Here is a 16,879-nt window from a genome sequence, read left to right as displayed (position 1 = left end):
TCGGGGCGATCCCGGGGTTCGCCGTCCTGTTCCCCACGGGCGCGCGTCGCAATACAGTGAGACCGTCCGATGCGCGTGCATCGACGTGCGACCGGGGGCATGTATGACATCAGCGACGGGTTCGACGGGAGCGAGCGGCGCGGCGGCGACCGGCGAGGGGATCACGGCCGCGGCCACGTCGTGGCTCCCGCTCATCGTGGTCGTGCTGACCCAGATCCAGGCCTCGTTCGCGGTCAACGCCCTCACCGTCTCGATGGCCGGCATCACGACCGACCTCGACACCCCGGCCACCTCGGTCGGCACGGCGATCACGGCCGGCACGTTCGCCATGGCGGCGTTCATCCTGCTGGGCGCCAAGGTCGGATCGCGGTTCGGCACCCGCGGAGTGTTCCAGATCGCGGTCGCCATCCACGGGGCTGCCATGCTCGCGGTGGCCCTCAGCGTGAGCCCCGCGATGCTCTTCATCGCGCAGGCGTCGTCGGGCGCCGTCATCGCGCTGATCGCGCCCGCGCTCACGGTCTTCATCGCGACGAACTACCACGGCGCGCAGCAGGCCAGGGCGATCGGCTTCCTCGCCGCGGCGATCCCGGCCGCCGGCGTCCTCGCCCTGCTGCTGGCCGGGTGGTTCGCGAACACGATCGGCTGGCGCTGGTCGTTCGTGCTCATGGTGGCGCTGGCGGTGGTGAACCTGCTCCTCAGCTTCCGCCTGAAGCGGGTGCCCGCGCAGCCCGGACTCACCATCGACTGGACCGGTGCGATCCTCGCGGCGATCGGGATCATCCTCCTGAGCTTCGGCTTCAGCGGCCTCGCCACATGGGGCCTCTGGCTGGCGACGCCGCAGGCGCCGTTCGACGTGGTCGGCCTCTCCCCGGCGCCGTTGCTCATCATCGCGGGCCTCATCGTCGGGCAGGCGTTCTTCGCCTGGCTCCGCCGCCGCGGGCGCGAGGGCCGGCCGCGCATCTTCGACCTGCGGGTGCTCGCCACGGGCTCGGAGCGGGCCGTGACCGCATGCATGGCGACCATGCTCTTCGTCGGAACGGCCGCGAACTTCCTGATCCCGCTGTACATCCAGGTGGTGCAGGGACGATCGAGCATCGAGACGTCGTTCTCGATCATCCCGTACACGCTGTCGATCTTCCTCGCGTCGACGCTCGTCGCGTACCTCTACGGTCGCTTCACCCCGCGGCTGCTCGCGACGGCCGGGTTCATCGTCGTGGCATCCGCGCTCATCCTGCTCGCCTTCACCGTGCGCGGCGAGTGGAGCCAGGGCTTCGTGGTGGCCGGCCTCATCCTCCTCGGCCTCGGCCAGGGCGCCATCGTGGCGCTGGTCTTCAACACGCTCCTCTCCGCCGCGCCGAAGCAGCTCGCCGGCGACGTCGGCGCGTGGCGCGGACTCGTGCACAACCTCTCGGGCAGCATCGGCATCGCCGTGGCGAGCGCCTTCGCCGTCGGCATGCTCTCGACGCTGCTCCTGACGAGCGCGCAGGAGCATCCCGAGATCTCCGACGAGCTCATCGCCCAGGTGAACTTCAGCGAGGCGAACTTCCTCACCAACGAGCAGCTCGCCGACGTGCTGCGCTCCCGTGCCTCCGGTCCCGAGCTCGACGCCGCCATCCTGATCAACGCGGAGGCGCGCCTCGAGGCCCTGAAGATCTCGCTCCTCGGGCTCGCGGCGGTGTCGCTGCTCGCCATCGTTCCGGCGACCCGAATGCCCGGCCGGCGCGACGGCGACCTGCCCGAGAAGCTCGAACCAGACGATGACGACGTCATCGATCCCATCGACGAGAAGGAGGCGCTGGCATGACGCGCGATCCCGGCAGGCTGATCCCCGACGACTTCAGTGCGACCCCCTCGCTCGACGCGGTGCCCGCCGTCGCGGTGGTGGGCGAGCTCGACGATCAGGGGCTCGACGCGATCGGCGTGCTCATCACGAGCGACGGCGACCTTCCCGGCGGCATCGGCCTCGATCGCGAGGCGCTCGCGTTCGCCGGCTTCGAAGCGAAGTCGGGCACGACGATCGCGCTGCCCAGCTCGGCGCGGCCTCTCATCATCGTCATCGGTGCTGGCCCGTCGGCGGAGCTCGGCACCGACCGCCTCCGCGACGCGTCGGCGGCGTTCGCGCGCGCCACCTCGCGCTTCGGCCGCATCGGGCTGCGCGTGACCTCGATCGGCACGGCGGATGCCGCGGGCGCCGGCCAGGCGCTGGCCGAGGGCGCCGTGCTCGCCCGCTACCGCTTCAGCGAGCTGCAGCGGAAGCCGAAGGACACGCCCCTCGAGCGCATCGAGCTGCTGCTCGACGGCGCCGACCGTGCGGCGGCATCCGGCGGCGTCGAGACCGGGGTCGTCACCGCCCTCGCCGCGAACATCGCTCGCGATCTCGCGAACAGCCCGCCCGGCCACCTCACCGCCACCGACATCGGGCACGTCGCCGTGGCGCTCGGGGCGCGCTTCGGCTTCGACGTCGAGGTGTTCGACCGGCAGCAGCTCATCGACCTCGGCTGCGGCGGCCTGCTCGGCGTGAACGCCGGCAGCGCCGAGGAGCCGCGCATGGTGAAGCTGAGGTACACGCCGGCCGGAGCGTCCAGCGGGCACCTCGGGCTCGTCGGCAAGGGCATCATGTACGACTCGGGCGGCATCAGCCTGAAGCCGTCGGACCCCATGCACCTGCTCATGAAGATGGACATGGGCGGCGCGGCATCCGTGCTGGCGGCCTTCACGGCGCTTCGGGCGCTCGGCGCGACGGCGACCGTGACCGGCTGGCTCATGTGCACCGACAACATGCCCTCGGGGTCGGCCTACAAGCTCGGCGACGTGCTCACCGCACGCGGGGGCACCACCGTCGAGGTGAAGAACACCGACGCCGAGGGCCGGCTCGCGATGATGGACGCCCTCGTGCTCGCGAACGAGGACGGCGTGGACGCGATCATCGACATCGCGACGCTCACGGGCGCGGCCCTGATGGCGCTCGGACCGTCGGTCGCCGCCGTGATCGGCAACGACGCGTCGACGGTCGCTCGGGTGAAGGCGGCCGCCGCGGCGACGGACGAGCCCGTCTGGGAGCTGCCGCTCGAGCGGAAGTACCGCAAGCAGCTCGACTCGGATGTCGCGGACCTGTCGAACCTCGGAGGCCCGTACGCCGGCGCGACCACCGCCGCGCTCTTCCTCGCCGAGTTCGTGGGCGAGACGCCGTGGGCGCACCTCGACATCGCGGGCACCATGCAGTCTGGCGAGGACGACTCGTGGCGCTCGAAGGGCGCGACCGGATTCGGCGCGCGGCTGCTCATCGACATCGCGCGGGGGTTCCAGCCGACCAAGTGACGGCGCGGCCCCGGTCGGCCTCGTGCGCGCCGCCGGAACGCGTCTCAGGCGACCTGGCGGTTGCGCGCCGCCCATTCGAGACCGTGCGTCGCCTGTTCGCGCGTCAGGGCCGTGGTACCGCCGCAGTTCGAGCAGACCACGACGTAGCGCCGGGAGACCGTGAACAGCGGGATGAAGAAGACCGAGAACCGCGTGGCGCTCTCGATCACCTCCTGCGACGCAGGCGTGCGGCAGTATTCGCAGACGAAGGACACGACCGCGAGCACGCGGTCGCGCAGCGTGGTGCCGAAGATCAGGAGCATCCTCGGATGCTACGGATCACGGCCGTGCGAGGGGAGGGACTTGCGGTCGTCGCGCGCACGTGCGTGTGCGTGCGTCAGCGCAACGCGCCGGCCCGGTACGCGGCCTCGGTGCGGGTTGCCGCGCCGAGCTTGCGCAGGATCGCGGAGACGTGCACGCTCGCGGTCTTGCCGCTGATGAAGAGGCGCTCGCCGATCTGGCGATTGCTCAGGCCCTCGGCGATGAGCTCGAGCACCTGCCGCTCGCGTGCGGTGAGCTCGGCCGCCGCCAGTACGTCGGCATCGGACGGCGCACCAGCCACGCCGATCTCGGGTACGGCCAGGCCGGCACCGCCGCCCACGCCCTCGAGCGACAGGCCGGCGGCCGATGCGACACGCAGGACGCGATCGCGCACCGCCACCACGCCGCCCGAGTCGGCGACGTCGAGCGCCGCCTGGAGGGAGGCGCGAGCGGCCGTGCGGTCGGCCCCGGCCAGCTCGGCCTCGGCCTGCCGCAGGAGCGCGTATGCGACGAGGAACCCGGGCGCCTCGGGTGCGGCGACCGCCTCGACGGCCGCCCGCCACGCGCCGACGTCGGTACCGGCATCGCCGGCGCCGGCGCCCTCGGCCGCCTCGGCGAGCTCGGCCTCGAAGAGCGCCGCCCACACGGGATGCGTCGGCCAGTACGACATCTGCTCGAGCAGCCCGCGCAATTCGGGCACCGAGGCCTCGACCTCGTCGGCGACGGCTTCGCTGACCGCGTGCGGCCGGGCGCGCACGGCGGCCGCCACGCGGGCCCCCACCCACAGGAACGGCAGCGCGTAGCCGGCGAGCGGCGGGTACTGCTCGTGCAGGAGCGGGCGGACCTCGTGCCACGCGCCCGGGAGGTCGTCGTTCGCGAGCGCGAGCTCGGCGGCGACGCGCCCCACGCCGAGGCGGGTCTGCATCTCGACCTCCATGACGGCGGACATCGCCGGACGCGCGCCGCGGTACAGCCGGGTCGCGGCCTCGGTCTCTCCGCGCCAGAGCTGCGCCCAGATGCGGGCGCGCAGCAGGTAGACCGTGTCGGCGGTGGGCGGATCGAGTGCCAGCGCGCGATCGATGAGCTCGTCGGCGCGCTCCCACTCCCCGAGCGCGAACAGCGGATCCACCGCGTTCGAGGCCAGGATGACGCCGGAGCTGCGCTCCACGCCCTGCGCGCGCGACTGGGCCAGACCCTCCTCGGCGAGCCGCACCGCCTCGTGGTAGTTGCCGACGAGGTAGTGCTGGTCGGAGGCGTTCACCCAGTAGCGCAGCAGCGCCACGCCGTCGCCCTCGGCGAGTTCTCGCGCGCGCTCGAGAAGGGCGAGCCCCTCCTCGACGTCTCCGCGATCGGCGCGGCTGATGCCGGCGATGTTCGTGGCGATCGACGCGTACCGTGGCGACCCGATCTCGCTCGCGACGGCGAGGGCGCGATCGGCGGTCTCGACGGCGTCGTCGAGGCGGCCGTCGATCATGAGCCGACCGGCCAGCGCCGTGAGCGTGGTGGCGCGGAGGTCGCTCGGACCGGTGTCGCCGCGCGCGTCGAGGGCGGCGAGCGCCTCTTCGAGCACGGCCACGGATCCCCCCTTGCCGACGTTCGCGAGGTAGAGGCCCTTGTCGCGCAGCAGCCTCGGGTAGTTCGGGTCGTCGCGCGGGCACTCGGCCAGCGCCGACTTGATGAGCGCGAGGCTGCGCTCGCCCTCGCCGGCGTTGCGGAGGTAGGACGCCGTGCGGCCCATGAGCTCGAGCTTGCTCATGCCCGCGGCCGCCTCGGGGTCGGGAACGACGTCCCACAGGCCGAGCGCGCGTTCGCCGAGCTGGGCCGCCGTCGCGTACGCGGCGGCGGCACGCGCCTCGCGCATCGCCTGCATCGTCGCGGGGAAGGCCCGGGCCGCATCGTGCGCACCGAGCCAGTGGTAGGAGATCTCGGCGGCGACGCGCCGGGTGCCCGCGGCGGCGGCCGCCTCGTAGGCCTCGGCGTAGCGGGCGTGGAACCGGGCGCGCTCGCCCGGGAGGAGGTCGTCGAGGATCGCCTCGCGCACGAGCGCGTGACGGAACGAGTAGTCGTCGCCGTCGACCGTGAGCACGCCGAACTGGACGCACCGGCGTGCCGCGGCGTCGAGCTCGTCGTCGGTGCCGCGGTAGACCTGCGCGAGCATGGCGTGGGACACGCGGACGCCACCGGTGGAGATGAGCCGCAGCAGCTCCTGCGCCGACTCGGGCAGGCGTTCGTAGCGGGCCAGCAGCAGCTCGCGGAGCGTGTCGGGCACGAAGCCCTCGTCGCGGCATCCGTCGATGCCGACCAGCTCCTCGACGAAGAAGGGAACGCCGTCGCTGCGGCGGAACACGGTGTCGAGCACCCTCGCGCTCGGAGTCTCGTCGACGATCATCGACCTCGTGAGCTTGCGGACCTGGCCGCGGTTGAGCCGGCCGAGCTCCCGGCGCTCGACCCACCGGTCGCGCTCCGCCTCGGAGAGGAAGTCGCGAACCGGATGCCCCCGCGTCACGTCTTCGGTGCGATAGCTCAGCACGGTGAGCACGCGGCTCGAGCCGAGCGCGCGCATGAGGAATCGGAGCAGGGCCAGGCTGGCCGCGTCGATCCAGTGCAGGTCTTCGATGACGAAGACGATGGGCCGCTCGCGCGAGAACGTCTCGAGCAGCACCGCGATCGCCTCGTGCAGCTGGCTGGTCGCCGCACCCGCCGCGGCCTGCGCGGTCGACGCGGCGGGCACGGGCTCGGCGCCGGGCGCCGCGAGCTCGGGAAGGAGCGCGATGAGCGCCGCCCGCCCGGGGCCCACGGCCTCGAGCACCCGCTCGGCATCCTCCTGGGCGACGAGCGTGCGCAGCGCCGTCTTGACCGGCGCGTACGGCGCCGCCACGCTGCCGAGGTCGACGCACTGGCCGGCGAGCAGCCGGACGTCGGAGGGAAGGCCGGCTTCGAACTCGCGGATGAGCCGGGTCTTGCCGATGCCGGCCTCGCCGCCGATGATGACCGTGAACGGCGCGCCCGCACGCACCTCGTCGAGACGCTCGTTGAGCCTCGCGAGGTCGGTGTCGCGGCCGATCATCGCGGGCGCTGACATGCTCACGTTCTCATGGTGCCACGCTCCACCGACACCGGCGGCAACCGGGATGGTCGTGATCGCGCTCGGCGGAACGCCGTCGGTCACGACCGCCGCCCCGCTCACCGCAGGGCGAGTCGGAGTGCGCGACCGTGACCGCGGTGCGAGCGGTGCGCGACGGGCTCGGACGACGCCCCCGCGTCGTCCGAGCCGCGCGCCTCCGCCGCCATCCGCAGGACGAGCTCTCGCTCTGCGCGGTGCACGTCGGCCTGGTGGAGGCCGAGTGCGACGAAGTCTGCCGAGAACTGCATGATTCCTCCCGATGTCGTCCGATCCGTCCGATCGGATGCCTTCAGCGTGCTCGGTAAGGTGCCGGGTGCTCATCGGGCGATCGCCCTATTTCCACGCAGCAGGTGCTCAGTCCCACAGGGGCCTGGGTCGCGCGGGCGGCAGGGGGCCCGGGCGTGCCGGTCGACGGGGTCGTCCGGGAGGCGCGTCGTTCGTCGGGTCGTGTGGCTCAGAAGCGCAGGGTCGGCGTGCGGCGGTAGCCGTCACGGCGGAACTGCACGAGCGAGGTCGTGATCGCCACGGCGGCGAACACTCCCAGCACGATCATGGTCGCGAACATCTCGCACCTCCTTTCCATCAGGGAAGTCTGTGCTCCGAGCGGGAGCGCGTCATCAGGGCGACCACCGAGACCGGGGTCGGGGTCCCCTCGGGCGTGAGGGGTGAGGGAACGGGCGTTCCCCATCGGCGTTCGCGCGGCACGACGCCGGCCCACGTCGAGTGGTCCTCGCCGTCGTCGGTGTCCTCGGATGCCCCGGCCGCACGCGTCTTCATCACCACGTCGTCGAGGGCCAGGCGCAGCACGCGGGTGGCGGCGGCCTCCCTGCGCGTGATGGCGCGCACCTCGGCGGAGCGGCCGGGCATGAGCCGCTCGGAGAGGGCGAGCAGCGCGGCATCCGCTCGCTCGTCGTCGACGGGCTCGAGCACGCCGTAGACCACGGCGCTGCGGTAGTTCATCGAGCTGTCGAAGAGCGACCGGGCGAAGACGAGCCCGTCGAGCGCCGTGACCGAGAACGCGACCGTGGCGCCTTCGGCGGCGGCGCGAAGGGCGAATCCGCCGCCCGTCGAGCCGTGCACCAGGAGGTGCTCGCCGTCACGCGCGTACCCCATGGGCACGACCACCGGGACGCCGTCGACGACCGCCGCGAGGTGTCCGACGAGCTCCTCGTCGAGGAGCGCGAACAGCGCGTCGCGGTCGGTGGTCTGCCGCTCGGCGAGTCGGCGGATGCGGCGGGGGGCGGTGGTGTTCGTCAGGGTCACGCTGCTAGTCTCGCGAGCACACTGGTTCGACAGTCAGTCCAGTTCTCGCAACTTCCACCAGTCCAGTGAGCACCCCAGGAGGAATCGTGGACGGTCCGATCCTCGTCATCGACCGCGACGCCGCCCGGCCCATCGGCGCGCAGCTCGTCGACGGCCTGCGGCGGGGCATCCTCGCCGGGGTCCTGCGTCCCGACGACCCCGTGCCCTCGACACGAGCCCTCGCGGCCGAGCTCGGCGTCTCCCGCAGCGCGGTGGTCGCGGCGTACGAGCAGCTCGCCGGCGAGGGCTACCTCGAGATGCGGCAGGGCGCGCCGACCCGCGTGGCCGAGCTGCTGCGTCCCGACGCCGACGACGGACGGCGGCCCGAGTCGCCGTCGCCCGCGCCGGATGCCCCGGCGGGCTCCGTGGCCGAGGCGCCGGTCCGACCCCGCATCGACCTGCTGCCGGGGCGCCCGTCGACGACGCGCATCGACGCCCGCGCCTGGCGGGCGGCGTGGCGGCACGCGGCCGCGCTGGAGATCCCGTCGGAGTCGCCGCCGCCGTTCGGCGTGGCGGCGCTGCGCACCGAGATCGCCGACCACCTGCGCCAGGCGCGCGGCGTGGCGTGCGCGGCCGACGACGTCGTGGTCACCGCCGGCACGAGCGAGGCCCTGTCGCTCGTGGCCGCCGCCCTCGCCACGCTGGTCGACGGCGGAGCGCCCGTGATCGCCGTCGAGCACCCGGGCTACCCATCGGCCCGGCGCACCCTCGAACGTCGCGGCGTCCGGACCCTCCCGGTGGCGGTCGACGGCGACGGCATCATGGTCGAGGGCCTGCGTCGGATGCCGCGACCGCCGGACGCGGTCCTGGTCACGCCGAGCCACCAGTACCCCCTCGGCGGCCGCCTCCCGGTCGCCGCCCGGCTGGAGCTGCTCGAGTGGGCGCGGGACGCGGACGCCCTCGTGATCGAGGACGACTACGACAGCGAGTTCCGCCACCTCGGGCCTCCCCTCCCGGCCCTCGCCTCGCTCGACGACGGCGGGCGGGCGGTGCTCGTCGGCAGCTTCTCGAAGGTGCTCACGCCGTGGCTCCGACTCGGCTACCTCGTGCTCCCACCGAACCCGGCGCTGCGTGCCGCCATCGCGCGCGTCCGCGACGACGAGGCGTGTCCCGTGCCCGGCGTCGCCCAGGACGCGGTCGCGGCGCTGCTCACGGGCGGCGCCGTCCGGCGGCACATCGCGGTGACGCGACGCGACTACGCGCACCGGCGACGTCTCGTGATCGAGGCGCTCGACGGCCTGCCCGGCGCGCCGCTCTCGGGGCTCGACGGCGGCCTGCACGCGGTCCTCGCGCTCCCGGATGCCGCGGCATCCGCCGCCGTGGTCTCGCGCCTGGCCGCGGAGGGCGTGGCGGTCGCGTCGCTCGCGGAGTACTCGGCGGTGCCGGGCGACGAGCCGCCCGGCATCGTGTTCGGGTACGCCGGGCCGGGCGACCGTCTGCTCGCCGAGGGACTCGCCCGGATCCGCGCCGCGATCCTCGCCCTCGCCGGGCCGCTCGAGGGCTCGTCGGGCTCCGGCGCCCCGGGCCCTGTGGAGAGCGGATGACGCTTCCCCGCCCGATCGATAGGCTGGCCCGAACGGCGCGCCCGACGGAGGAGCGCCGTTCGGCACGTCGATCGGGGGCTCGGTGAGGCGACGGCTCGGCACGGCCGCGGCATCCGCCGGACTCGCTGCCCTGTTGCTCAGCGGTTGCGTGGCCGCACCCGTTGCCACACCTCCGCCCGTGACCATCACCGCGACGGTCACCGCCACGCCGACGCCGACCCCCGGGCCGCCGTCGTCCGCGCCGGCCCCAGCCCCCGCACCGGCTCCCGAGCCCGTGCCGAACGCACCGGCGCCGGTGGTCGAGTGGGGTCCCGCCTACGACACCGGGTCCCGCGACGGGGCCACCGGCACCCCGGTGCTCGACGGCAACGGGGTGCCCGCCAGCTACACCGTGGTCGCGGGCGACAGCTTCTTCGACATCGCGCAGCGCTTCGAGCTGCCGCAGCAGCAACTGCTGCGCATGAACCCGCAGATCCACGACTTCGGCGAGACCGTCTACATCGGCGACGTCATCAACCTGGACTGGACGAAGACCGGCTGAGCGGATGAGCCCACGACCGGATGTCCTCCCTCCGGAGTACCATCGGCGGCAGATGAAGGCGGTCTGATCGCATGAACGACGTCGTCACGCTCGAGCCGTGGAGCCCATGGCCGCTGCTGATCCCGGGGGTCGTCCTCGTCGTGGCGGTGGTCGCCTCGGTGCTCGGCACACGCCATCGCCACAAGCGGGTCCGCGAGCTGGGATACCTCGGCTTCCTCGTCGCCGCCCTGGCGGCACTGGCGATGGTCTGGGTCCTGTCGGCGATCTGGGACTCCCGGCAGCGGGTCGAGGCGCTCACCGAGCTCGGATACCTCACGCCGACGTTCGGCGGTGGCATGAGCTTCGCGGCCGGCACCACCGGCGTCGTGCCCTTCCAGGCGGTGCACGGGGAGGAGCGGGTCCGCGGTGTGCTGCGACCGCTCGGCGGCGACCAGTGGGAGGTCTCGCTCGTCGACGAGGACGAGGACGACTGACCCTGGTCGGTGCCATGCTCCTCCTGACCAGCGCGATCGCCGACGAGGTGGTGCGAATCGAGCCCTGGAGCCCGTGGCCGTTGATCTTCCCCGCGATCCTCGCGGTGATCGGCATCCTCGCGTCGGCGGTGGGCACGCGGTTCCACTCCAAGACGATGCGCGAGACCGGCTATGTGGCGTTCCTCCTCGGCGCCCTGGCCGTCGTCGCGATGACCTGGTCGCTCTCGGGCATCTGGGATTCCCGGCAGCGCGCGGACGCGCTCATCTCGATCGGTTATGAGACCCCCACGTTCAGCGGCAGCCTGAACCTCGCCGGGAACCGCCTCGCGCCGATCGCCTGGCAGGCGGTGCGCGACGGGGAGCGCGTGCGCGGGGTCCTGCGCCCGCTCGGGGACGATCGGTGGGAGGTCGCGGAGATCGAGGAGGACGAGGACTGAGTCCCGCCCGCTCCATCACCGGCTCAGGCGAACAGCGCCTGCCCCACGAACTCGCCCTCGCGCACGCCCCCGGGCACCGCGAAGATCGCCGAGCCAACGTGCTTGAGGTACTCGTTCAGCCCGTCGGCGGCCAGGCTGGTCTGCACGTCGATGAACTGCTGCGGCGTGCGCTGGAACGAGAGGAAGAACAGGCCGGCATCGAGTCGGCCGAGCTCGTCGTTGCCGTCGACGAAGTTGTAGCCGCGCCGCAGCATCCGCGCCCCGCCGTTCGAGGAGTGGTGCGCGAGGCGCACGTGCGCGTTCGTGTCGATGAGGGGCTTGTCGGCGACCCCGGTCGCCTCGAAGTCGGGCTCGGAGAACTCGGTGCCGCCCGAGAGCGGCGCCCCCTCGCCCTTCGACCGGCCGACGAGCATCTCCTGCTCGCCGAGCTGCACGCGGTCCCAGTTCTCGATGATCATGCGGATGCGTCGGGCGACGAGGTACGAGCCGCCCGCCAGCCATGCGGGGCTGTCGGAGGCCTGCACCCAGACCTGCTCGTCGAGCAGGGACCCGTCCTCGGCCTTGAGGTTCGCGGTGCCGTCCTTGAAGCCGAAGAGGTTGCGCGGGGTCGTCTGCGAGGTCGAGGTCGACGACGTCCGGCCGAAGCCGAGCTGCGACCATCGCAGGCTCGCGCGGCCGAACGCGATCCGGCTGAGGTTCCGGATCGCGTGCACGGCCACCTGCGGGTCGTCGGCGCAGGCCTGGATGCAGAGGTCGCCGCCGCTGCGCTCGGGCTGCAGCGCGTCGCCCTGGAATCGCGGGAGCGGCTCGAGGGCCGCCGGCCGACGGGCGGCGAGGCCGAAGCGATCGGCGCCGGAGGCATCCGTGAAGAGCCCCGGACCGAAGCCGAACGTGATCGTGAGGCCGCTGGCCGGCAGGCCGAGCGCTTCACCGGTGTCGACCGGCGGGGCGTAGTCGGAGCCGCCCGTGGCGCCGCCCTCGGCGACCTCGAGGCCCTGGGTCAGCCGTGCCGCGGCCTCCGTCCACTCGGTGAGCAGCTCGATGAGCCCCGTCCGGTCGAGCGTGGAGCTCACGTCGAAGGCCGCGAAGTGCAGGCGGTCCTGGGCGGGGGTCGTGATGCCCGCCTGGTGGGCGCCGAAGAAGGGGTAGGCGGATGCTCCGCCGCCCCCGCCCGCGGCGCCGATCGTGCCGGTGGCGGCGACGGCGACCCCCGCGGCTCCCGCCGCGCCGACGGCGGCGCCGGCCGCCCCGGCCCCGAGGAGGCCGAGGAGGGCGCGTCGGCTGACCCTGTCGGCGGGGCGCGGCTCGGTCATCGGGCCTCCGGCTCCGCGACGCCGAGCACGGTGTGGGTGAGCTGCGACAGCGGCTCGGCCAGGGCGTTGACCTGGTCGGAGAGGGCCTTCTTGTCGGCATCGGTGAGCTCGGCGTAGTTCACGAAGCCCGACTCGAGCGAGCCGTACTCGCTCAGCGCGGCCTCGAGGGCGGCGAACTGCGCGTCGATCTCCGCGGCGAGCGCCTCGCCGTCGTCGCCCTTCGACTCGGCGAGCGTGCGCACGGCGCCGAAGGCGACGCCCGCGCCCTGCACGTTCGCGGCGAAGTCGGAGAGGTCGGTGCCCGACCACCAGTCCTCCTCGCCGGTGATCTTGCCGGCGGCGACCTCGTCGAGGAGCGCGATCGCGCCGTTCGAGATCGCGTCGAGCGACACCGAGAAGTCGTCGGCGGTCACGAGGTCGTGCAGCTCGGCGACATCCGCGACGAGGCCGTCGGCGAACGCCTGGCGCTCCTCGTGGGTGGACGGGGCCCAGTCCGCGAGGGCGTCCTGGCCGTCGGAGTTGAGGTCGCCCGCGGCCGGCGGCCAGAGGTCCTTCTCGATGCGGTGGAAGCCGGTCCAGTCGAGGCCGTCGGCGACGGCGTCGACCTCGCGGAAGTCGATCTTCGGGTCGAGGTCGCCGAACGCCTCGGCCGTGGGCTCGATGCGCTCGTAGGGCACGCGGGTGGCGGCGAACAGCGACCGGGCCGTCTCGTCGTCGCCGGCGGCGTAGGCGGCGGCGAACGCCTCCACGGCGGGGAGCAGCTCGGCGGCCTGCGAGCGCACGTAGCCGAGGTACTCGGTCACGGCCTGGTCGGCGAGGGCCTGCTCGTCGTCCGAGACGGCGGAGGCCTCACCGGTGACGGTGAACTCGGCGAGCCCGATCGGGGCGCCGACCTGCTGGAACTTGCAGGCCGTGTAGTACGTGCCCGGCGCGAGCTGGGCGACGAACTCGACCTCCTGGCCCGGCGTCACGTTCTCCTTCTCGCCGACGATCCGGAGCTGGTCCTCGGCGAGGATCTCGAACTCGTTCACGTCGCTGCCGGCGTTCGCGAGGCTGAACGTCACGGCGCCGGCGCTCGCGGTGGCGGTGGCCACGGCGCATCCGTCGTCGGTGATCTCGACGGGGATCGCCGAGGCGAGGTCGGCTTTGGCGACGCAGCCCGTGAGGGCCAGTGCCAGTGCGGTCACGGCAGCGGATGCCGCGAGGGCACGTCGGGTCATCGGAGCTCCAATGGGTCGGGGGTCGGGGGTGGTCAGTTGCCTGCGACGGCGGGAGCCGCCGCGGGATCGGGGGCCGGCGCGGTCGCCGCCGGCGCGCTCGGGACGGCCGACGCGCGTGACGTGAACCGCCGCCGCTGCAGCAGCCGCAGGTAGAGCGCGACCGTCACGATGACGTAGGCGAGCCACCCGATCACCTGGGCCCACGTCGGCTCGGGCGTGAAGTTGAAGATGCCGCCGAGCACCGTGTCGATCCAGCTGCCGGGCGGGACGACGCCAGTGAGGCTGTATGCGTGGGTGCCCCAGCCGGGGATCACAGATGCCTCCTGCAGGTCGCCGATGCCGTAGGCGAGCACGCCCGCGGCCACGAGGATGAGGAACAGCCCGGTCCACGTGAAGAAGACCGAGAGGTTGAAGCGCACGAGCCCGCGGGAGATGCCCCACGAGATGACGACCGCGGTGAGGATGCCGAGCACGGCGCCGACGGTGCCGAGCACCGGGTCGCTGCCGCCGGCGACGTTCGCCCACACGAAGAGCGCCGTCTCGATGCCCTCGCGACCCACCGACAGCGCGCCGAGCACGACGATCGCGATCCAGGAGCGGTCGATCGCGGCATCCACCTGGCCGCGGAGCTCCTTCGACAGGCCCGCGCCGTGGGTGCCCATCCAGAAGATCATCCAGGTCACCATGGCGACGGCCACGAGCGAGAGCGCGCCGCCCAGCACCTCCTGCGCCTGGAAGGTGAGCGCGTACGGTCCCCACGTGAGGAGCGCGCCGACGCCCAGTGAGACGGCGACGGCGATGCCGATGCCCACCCAGAGCCGTCCGAGCAGGTCGCGACGCCCGAGCTTGCCGAGGTAGGCGACGAGGATGCCGACGATGAGGCCGGCTTCGAGGCCTTCTCGGAGGCCGATCAGGTAGTTGGCGAGCACACGCGTCTCCCGGGACCGGTGGGTGGATTGAGCTAAGGCTAACCTAACCACTTCGCCCAAAGCGAAACGGATGCCCGTCTCCGTCGCGGGACGTCGCACTCGTCGCGCCGCTCCCGGGCTCATCCCCCGCGGTCGAGGGCGTAGCGTGGAGATCGTGCTCACTCCTCCCAAGACCGAGAAGCGACCGATCGAGCGCGAGCATCACGGCGACGTGGTGGTCGACGAGTACGAGTGGCTCCGTGCGAAGGACGACCCGGCGGTCGTCGCACACCTCCACGAGGAGAACGCCTACACGAAGGCGAGGACCGAGCATCTCGCGATCCTGCAGGAGCAGCTCTTCGAGGAGATCCGGGCGCGCACCAAGGAGACCGACCTCAGCGTGCCGAGCCGCGAGGGCGACTGGTGGTACTACTCGCGCACGGTCGAGGGCCTGCAGTACGGCATCCACTGCCGCGCACCGATCGCGGGCCCCGACGACTGGGAGCCGCCGGTGCTGCCCGAGGCATCCGCACGCGGGTCCGCGGATGCCTCGCCCGCCGCGATTTCGGGCGAACAGGTGCTGCTCGACGACAACCTCGAGGCCGAGGGCCACGAGTTCTACTCGCTCGGCAGCTTCGACGTGACCGCCGACGGGTCGACGATGCTCTACGCCACCGACGTCGAGGGAGACGAGCGCTACACGATCCGGCTCCGCGCGATCGACGACACCGGCCGGGCCTACGACGACGTCATCGAGGGCACCGCGGCCGGCGCCGTGTTCGACCCGACCGGGCGGTATCTCTTCTATGCGACCGTCGACGAGTCGTGGCGCCCCGACACGATCTGGCGCCACGAGGTCGGCACGCCGACCGCCGACGACGTCTCGGTGTTCCACGAGCCCGACGAGCGGTTCTGGCTCGGCGTGGGCCTCACCCGCAGCCGCAGGTTCCTCATGATCGAGGCCGGCTCCAACGTCACGAGCGAGACCTGGCTGCTCGACGCCGACCGGCCCGAGGGTGAGTTCACCGTGGTGTGGCCGCGCAAGGAGGGCGTCGAGTACGACGTCGAGCACGTGGTGGCCGGCGGCAGGGATCGGCTGCTGATCGTGCACAACGACGGCGCGGTGAACTTCGAGCTCGTGAGCGTCGCGGCATCCGAGCCCCGGGGACCGCGACGGATGCTGCTGCCGCACAACCCCGACGTGCGCCTCGAGGGCGTCGACGCGTTCCGCGACTTCGTCGCCGTCGAGTACCGCCGCGAGGGCCTGCCCCGGGTGGCGATCGCGAAGGTGCCGGCGGCCGGCATCCCCGAGGGTGCCACGCCCGACGACACCCTGCATGAGCTGCCGTTCGACGAGGCGCTGTTCTCGGTGGGCGTCGGCGGCAACCCCGACTGGACGCAGCCGACCCTGCGGATCGGGTACTCGAGCTTCGTCACGCCGTCGACCGTGTACGACGTGGTGGTCGCGACCGGCGAGCGGAAGCTGCGCAAGCGCCAGCCCGTGCTCGGCGACTACGACGCCACTCGCTACGCGCAGCGCCGCGAGTGGGCGGCCGCCGACGACGGCACGCGCATCCCGATCTCGCTCGTGTACCGGCACGACCTCGTCGACCTCGGCACGCCCGCGCCGACCCTGCTCTACGGCTACGGCTCGTACGAGCACGCGATCGACCCCGCGTTCGGGATCCCCCGCCTGTCGCTCCTCGACCGGGGCATGATCTTCGCCGTCGCCCACGTGCGCGGCGGAGGTGAGATGGGGCGCCTCTGGTACGAGCACGGCAAGAAGCTCGAGAAGCGCAACACGTTCACCGACTTCGTCGCGGTGGCCCGCCACCTCATCGACGAGGACGTCACCGCGCCCGACCGGCTCGTCGCCCAGGGCGGCAGCGCCGGCGGTCTGCTGATGGGCGCCGTGGCCAACATGGCGCCGCGATTCTTCTCGGGGATCCTCGCCGAGGTGCCGTTCGTCGATCCGCTCACGTCGATCCTCGACCCGTCGCTGCCGTTGACCGTGATCGAGTGGGACGAGTGGGGCAACCCGCTCGACGACGCCGAGGTCTACGCGTACATGAAGTCGTACTCGCCGTACGAGAACGTGCACGCGAACCACTACCCGCCGATCCTCGCGGTGACCTCGCTGAACGACACGCGCGTGCTCTACGTCGAGCCGGCGAAGTGGGTGGCCCGCCTGCGCGACGCCGGGGCCGACCCGCTGCTGAAGACCGAGATGGCGGCCGGACACGGCGGCGTCTCGGGGCGCTACTCGGCGTGGCGCGAGCGTGCGTTCGCCTACGCGTGGGTGATCGATCGGGCGAAGGCGCACCCCTCGGGCGAGTAGGCGCGGGGCGGATGCCGCGGCCTCGGCGCCGTGGCAGGAAGTCGGTGTTCGCGGGCAGCGA

14 protein-coding genes are annotated in these 16,879 nt (G+C 72.8%); 7 read left to right on the top strand and 7 right to left on the bottom strand.

From position 1 onward, the window contains the following. The first annotated feature begins 103 nt into the window (after positions 1 to 103). Positions 104 to 1,804, top strand: coding sequence for an MFS transporter (locus EV187_RS17800; protein ID WP_207221886.1), 1,701 nt, complete (start codon positions 104 to 106; stop codon positions 1,802 to 1,804). Next, positions 1,801 to 3,318 (top strand): leucyl aminopeptidase, encoded by a 1,518-nt coding sequence (locus EV187_RS17795; protein ID WP_130354397.1) that lies wholly within the window; start codon positions 1,801 to 1,803, stop codon positions 3,316 to 3,318. The genes EV187_RS17800 and EV187_RS17795 overlap by 4 nt, the downstream gene beginning before the upstream one ends. 44 nt (positions 3,319 to 3,362) lie before the next feature. On the opposite strand, the gene EV187_RS17790 is transcribed toward EV187_RS17795, so the two are convergent. The 4 genes from EV187_RS17790 to EV187_RS17780 form a co-directional block, all read right to left on the bottom strand. Then, positions 3,363 to 3,620 carry a zinc-ribbon domain-containing protein gene (locus EV187_RS17790; protein ID WP_130354396.1) on the bottom strand — a complete coding sequence of 86 codons (258 nt, stop codon included), beginning with the start codon at positions 3,618 to 3,620 and terminating at the stop codon, positions 3,363 to 3,365. A gap of 74 nt (positions 3,621 to 3,694) precedes the next feature. Beyond that, the gene (locus EV187_RS17785; RefSeq protein WP_242609705.1) at positions 3,695 to 6,700 is read right to left on the bottom strand and encodes a helix-turn-helix transcriptional regulator; all 3,006 of its coding nucleotides are present in this window, start codon (positions 6,698 to 6,700) and stop codon (positions 3,695 to 3,697) included. Positions 6,701 to 6,801: 101 nt separating this feature from the next. Then, positions 6,802 to 6,990 (bottom strand): hypothetical protein, encoded by a 189-nt coding sequence (locus EV187_RS18470; RefSeq protein WP_165391264.1) that lies wholly within the window; start codon positions 6,988 to 6,990, stop codon positions 6,802 to 6,804. A 334-nt stretch (positions 6,991 to 7,324) separates the two neighbouring features. After that, positions 7,325 to 8,005: a pyridoxamine 5'-phosphate oxidase family protein gene (locus tag EV187_RS17780; RefSeq protein ID WP_242609694.1), complete on the bottom strand. Its 681-nt coding sequence runs from the start codon at positions 8,003 to 8,005 to the stop codon at positions 7,325 to 7,327. An 86-nt stretch (positions 8,006 to 8,091) separates the two neighbouring features. On the opposite strand from EV187_RS17780, the gene pdxR reads away from it, so the two are divergent. The 4 genes from pdxR to EV187_RS17760 all read left to right on the top strand — a co-directional run bounded on the left by pdxR (position 8,092) and on the right by EV187_RS17760 (position 11,039). After that, the gene (gene pdxR / locus EV187_RS17775; RefSeq protein ID WP_165391263.1) at positions 8,092 to 9,588 is read left to right on the top strand and encodes a MocR-like pyridoxine biosynthesis transcription factor PdxR; all 1,497 of its coding nucleotides are present in this window, start codon (positions 8,092 to 8,094) and stop codon (positions 9,586 to 9,588) included. A 178-nt stretch (positions 9,589 to 9,766) separates the two neighbouring features. Beyond that, positions 9,767 to 10,129, top strand: a complete 363-nt coding sequence (locus EV187_RS17770; protein WP_130354393.1) for a LysM peptidoglycan-binding domain-containing protein — start codon at positions 9,767 to 9,769, stop codon at positions 10,127 to 10,129. 71 nt (positions 10,130 to 10,200) lie between these two features. Next, positions 10,201 to 10,602 (top strand): hypothetical protein, encoded by a 402-nt coding sequence (locus EV187_RS17765; RefSeq protein ID WP_130354392.1) that lies wholly within the window; start codon positions 10,201 to 10,203, stop codon positions 10,600 to 10,602. Positions 10,603 to 10,616: 14 nt separating this feature from the next. Beyond that, a complete protein-coding gene (locus EV187_RS17760) occupies positions 10,617 to 11,039 on the top strand; it encodes a hypothetical protein (RefSeq protein WP_130354391.1) in 423 nt (140 codons plus the stop codon). Positions 11,040 to 11,062: 23 nt separating this feature from the next. Here EV187_RS17760 and efeB read toward each other — a convergent pair whose 3' ends face one another. The 3 genes from efeB to efeU are packed head-to-tail and all read right to left on the bottom strand — an operon-like array spanning position 11,063 to position 14,501. Beyond that, entirely contained in the window at positions 11,063 to 12,352 is a 1,290-nt protein-coding gene (gene efeB / locus EV187_RS17755; protein WP_130354390.1) for an iron uptake transporter deferrochelatase/peroxidase subunit, read from the bottom strand. After that, positions 12,349 to 13,572: an iron uptake system protein EfeO gene (efeO, locus tag EV187_RS17750; RefSeq protein WP_130354389.1), complete on the bottom strand. Its 1,224-nt coding sequence runs from the start codon at positions 13,570 to 13,572 to the stop codon at positions 12,349 to 12,351. Before efeO ends, efeB begins: the two co-directional genes overlap by 4 nt. A 32-nt stretch (positions 13,573 to 13,604) precedes the next feature. Next, a complete protein-coding gene (gene efeU / locus EV187_RS17745; RefSeq protein ID WP_130354388.1) occupies positions 13,605 to 14,501 on the bottom strand; it encodes an iron uptake transporter permease EfeU in 897 nt (298 codons plus the stop codon). A gap of 154 nt (positions 14,502 to 14,655) precedes the next feature. Between efeU and EV187_RS17740 the strand changes: the two genes are divergently transcribed. Further along, the gene (locus EV187_RS17740) at positions 14,656 to 16,818 is read left to right on the top strand and encodes a S9 family peptidase (RefSeq protein WP_130354387.1); all 2,163 of its coding nucleotides are present in this window, start codon (positions 14,656 to 14,658) and stop codon (positions 16,816 to 16,818) included. The last annotated feature ends 61 nt before the right edge of the window (positions 16,819 to 16,879 follow it).

Source organism: Agromyces ramosus (assembly GCF_004216665.1).
GTDB lineage: Bacteria > Actinomycetota > Actinomycetes > Actinomycetales > Microbacteriaceae > Agromyces > Agromyces ramosus.
The sequence above is the reverse complement of the archived record's forward strand: the minus strand, read 5'-3'. Positions and strand labels throughout refer to the sequence as shown.

Bases quoted from the DNA above. Each gene is read 5' to 3' on its own strand.
- EV187_RS17800 (WP_207221886.1), top strand. From the start codon at position 104: ATGACATCAGCGACGGGTTCGACGGGAGCGAGCGGCGCGGCGGCGACC.
- EV187_RS17795 (WP_130354397.1), top strand. From the start codon at position 1,801: ATGACGCGCGATCCCGGCAGGCTGATCCCCGACGACTTCAGTGCGACC.
- EV187_RS17790 (WP_130354396.1), bottom strand. From the start codon at position 3,620: ATGCTCCTGATCTTCGGCACCACGCTGCGCGACCGCGTGCTCGCGGTC.
- EV187_RS17785 (WP_242609705.1), bottom strand. From the start codon at position 6,700: ATGTCAGCGCCCGCGATGATCGGCCGCGACACCGACCTCGCGAGGCTC.
- EV187_RS18470 (WP_165391264.1), bottom strand. From the start codon at position 6,990: ATGCAGTTCTCGGCAGACTTCGTCGCACTCGGCCTCCACCAGGCCGAC.
- EV187_RS17765 (WP_130354392.1), top strand. From the start codon at position 10,201: ATGAACGACGTCGTCACGCTCGAGCCGTGGAGCCCATGGCCGCTGCTG.
- EV187_RS17760 (WP_130354391.1), top strand. From the start codon at position 10,617: ATGCTCCTCCTGACCAGCGCGATCGCCGACGAGGTGGTGCGAATCGAG.
- efeB (WP_130354390.1), bottom strand. From the start codon at position 12,352: ATGACCGAGCCGCGCCCCGCCGACAGGGTCAGCCGACGCGCCCTCCTC.
- efeO (WP_130354389.1), bottom strand. From the start codon at position 13,572: ATGACCCGACGTGCCCTCGCGGCATCCGCTGCCGTGACCGCACTGGCA.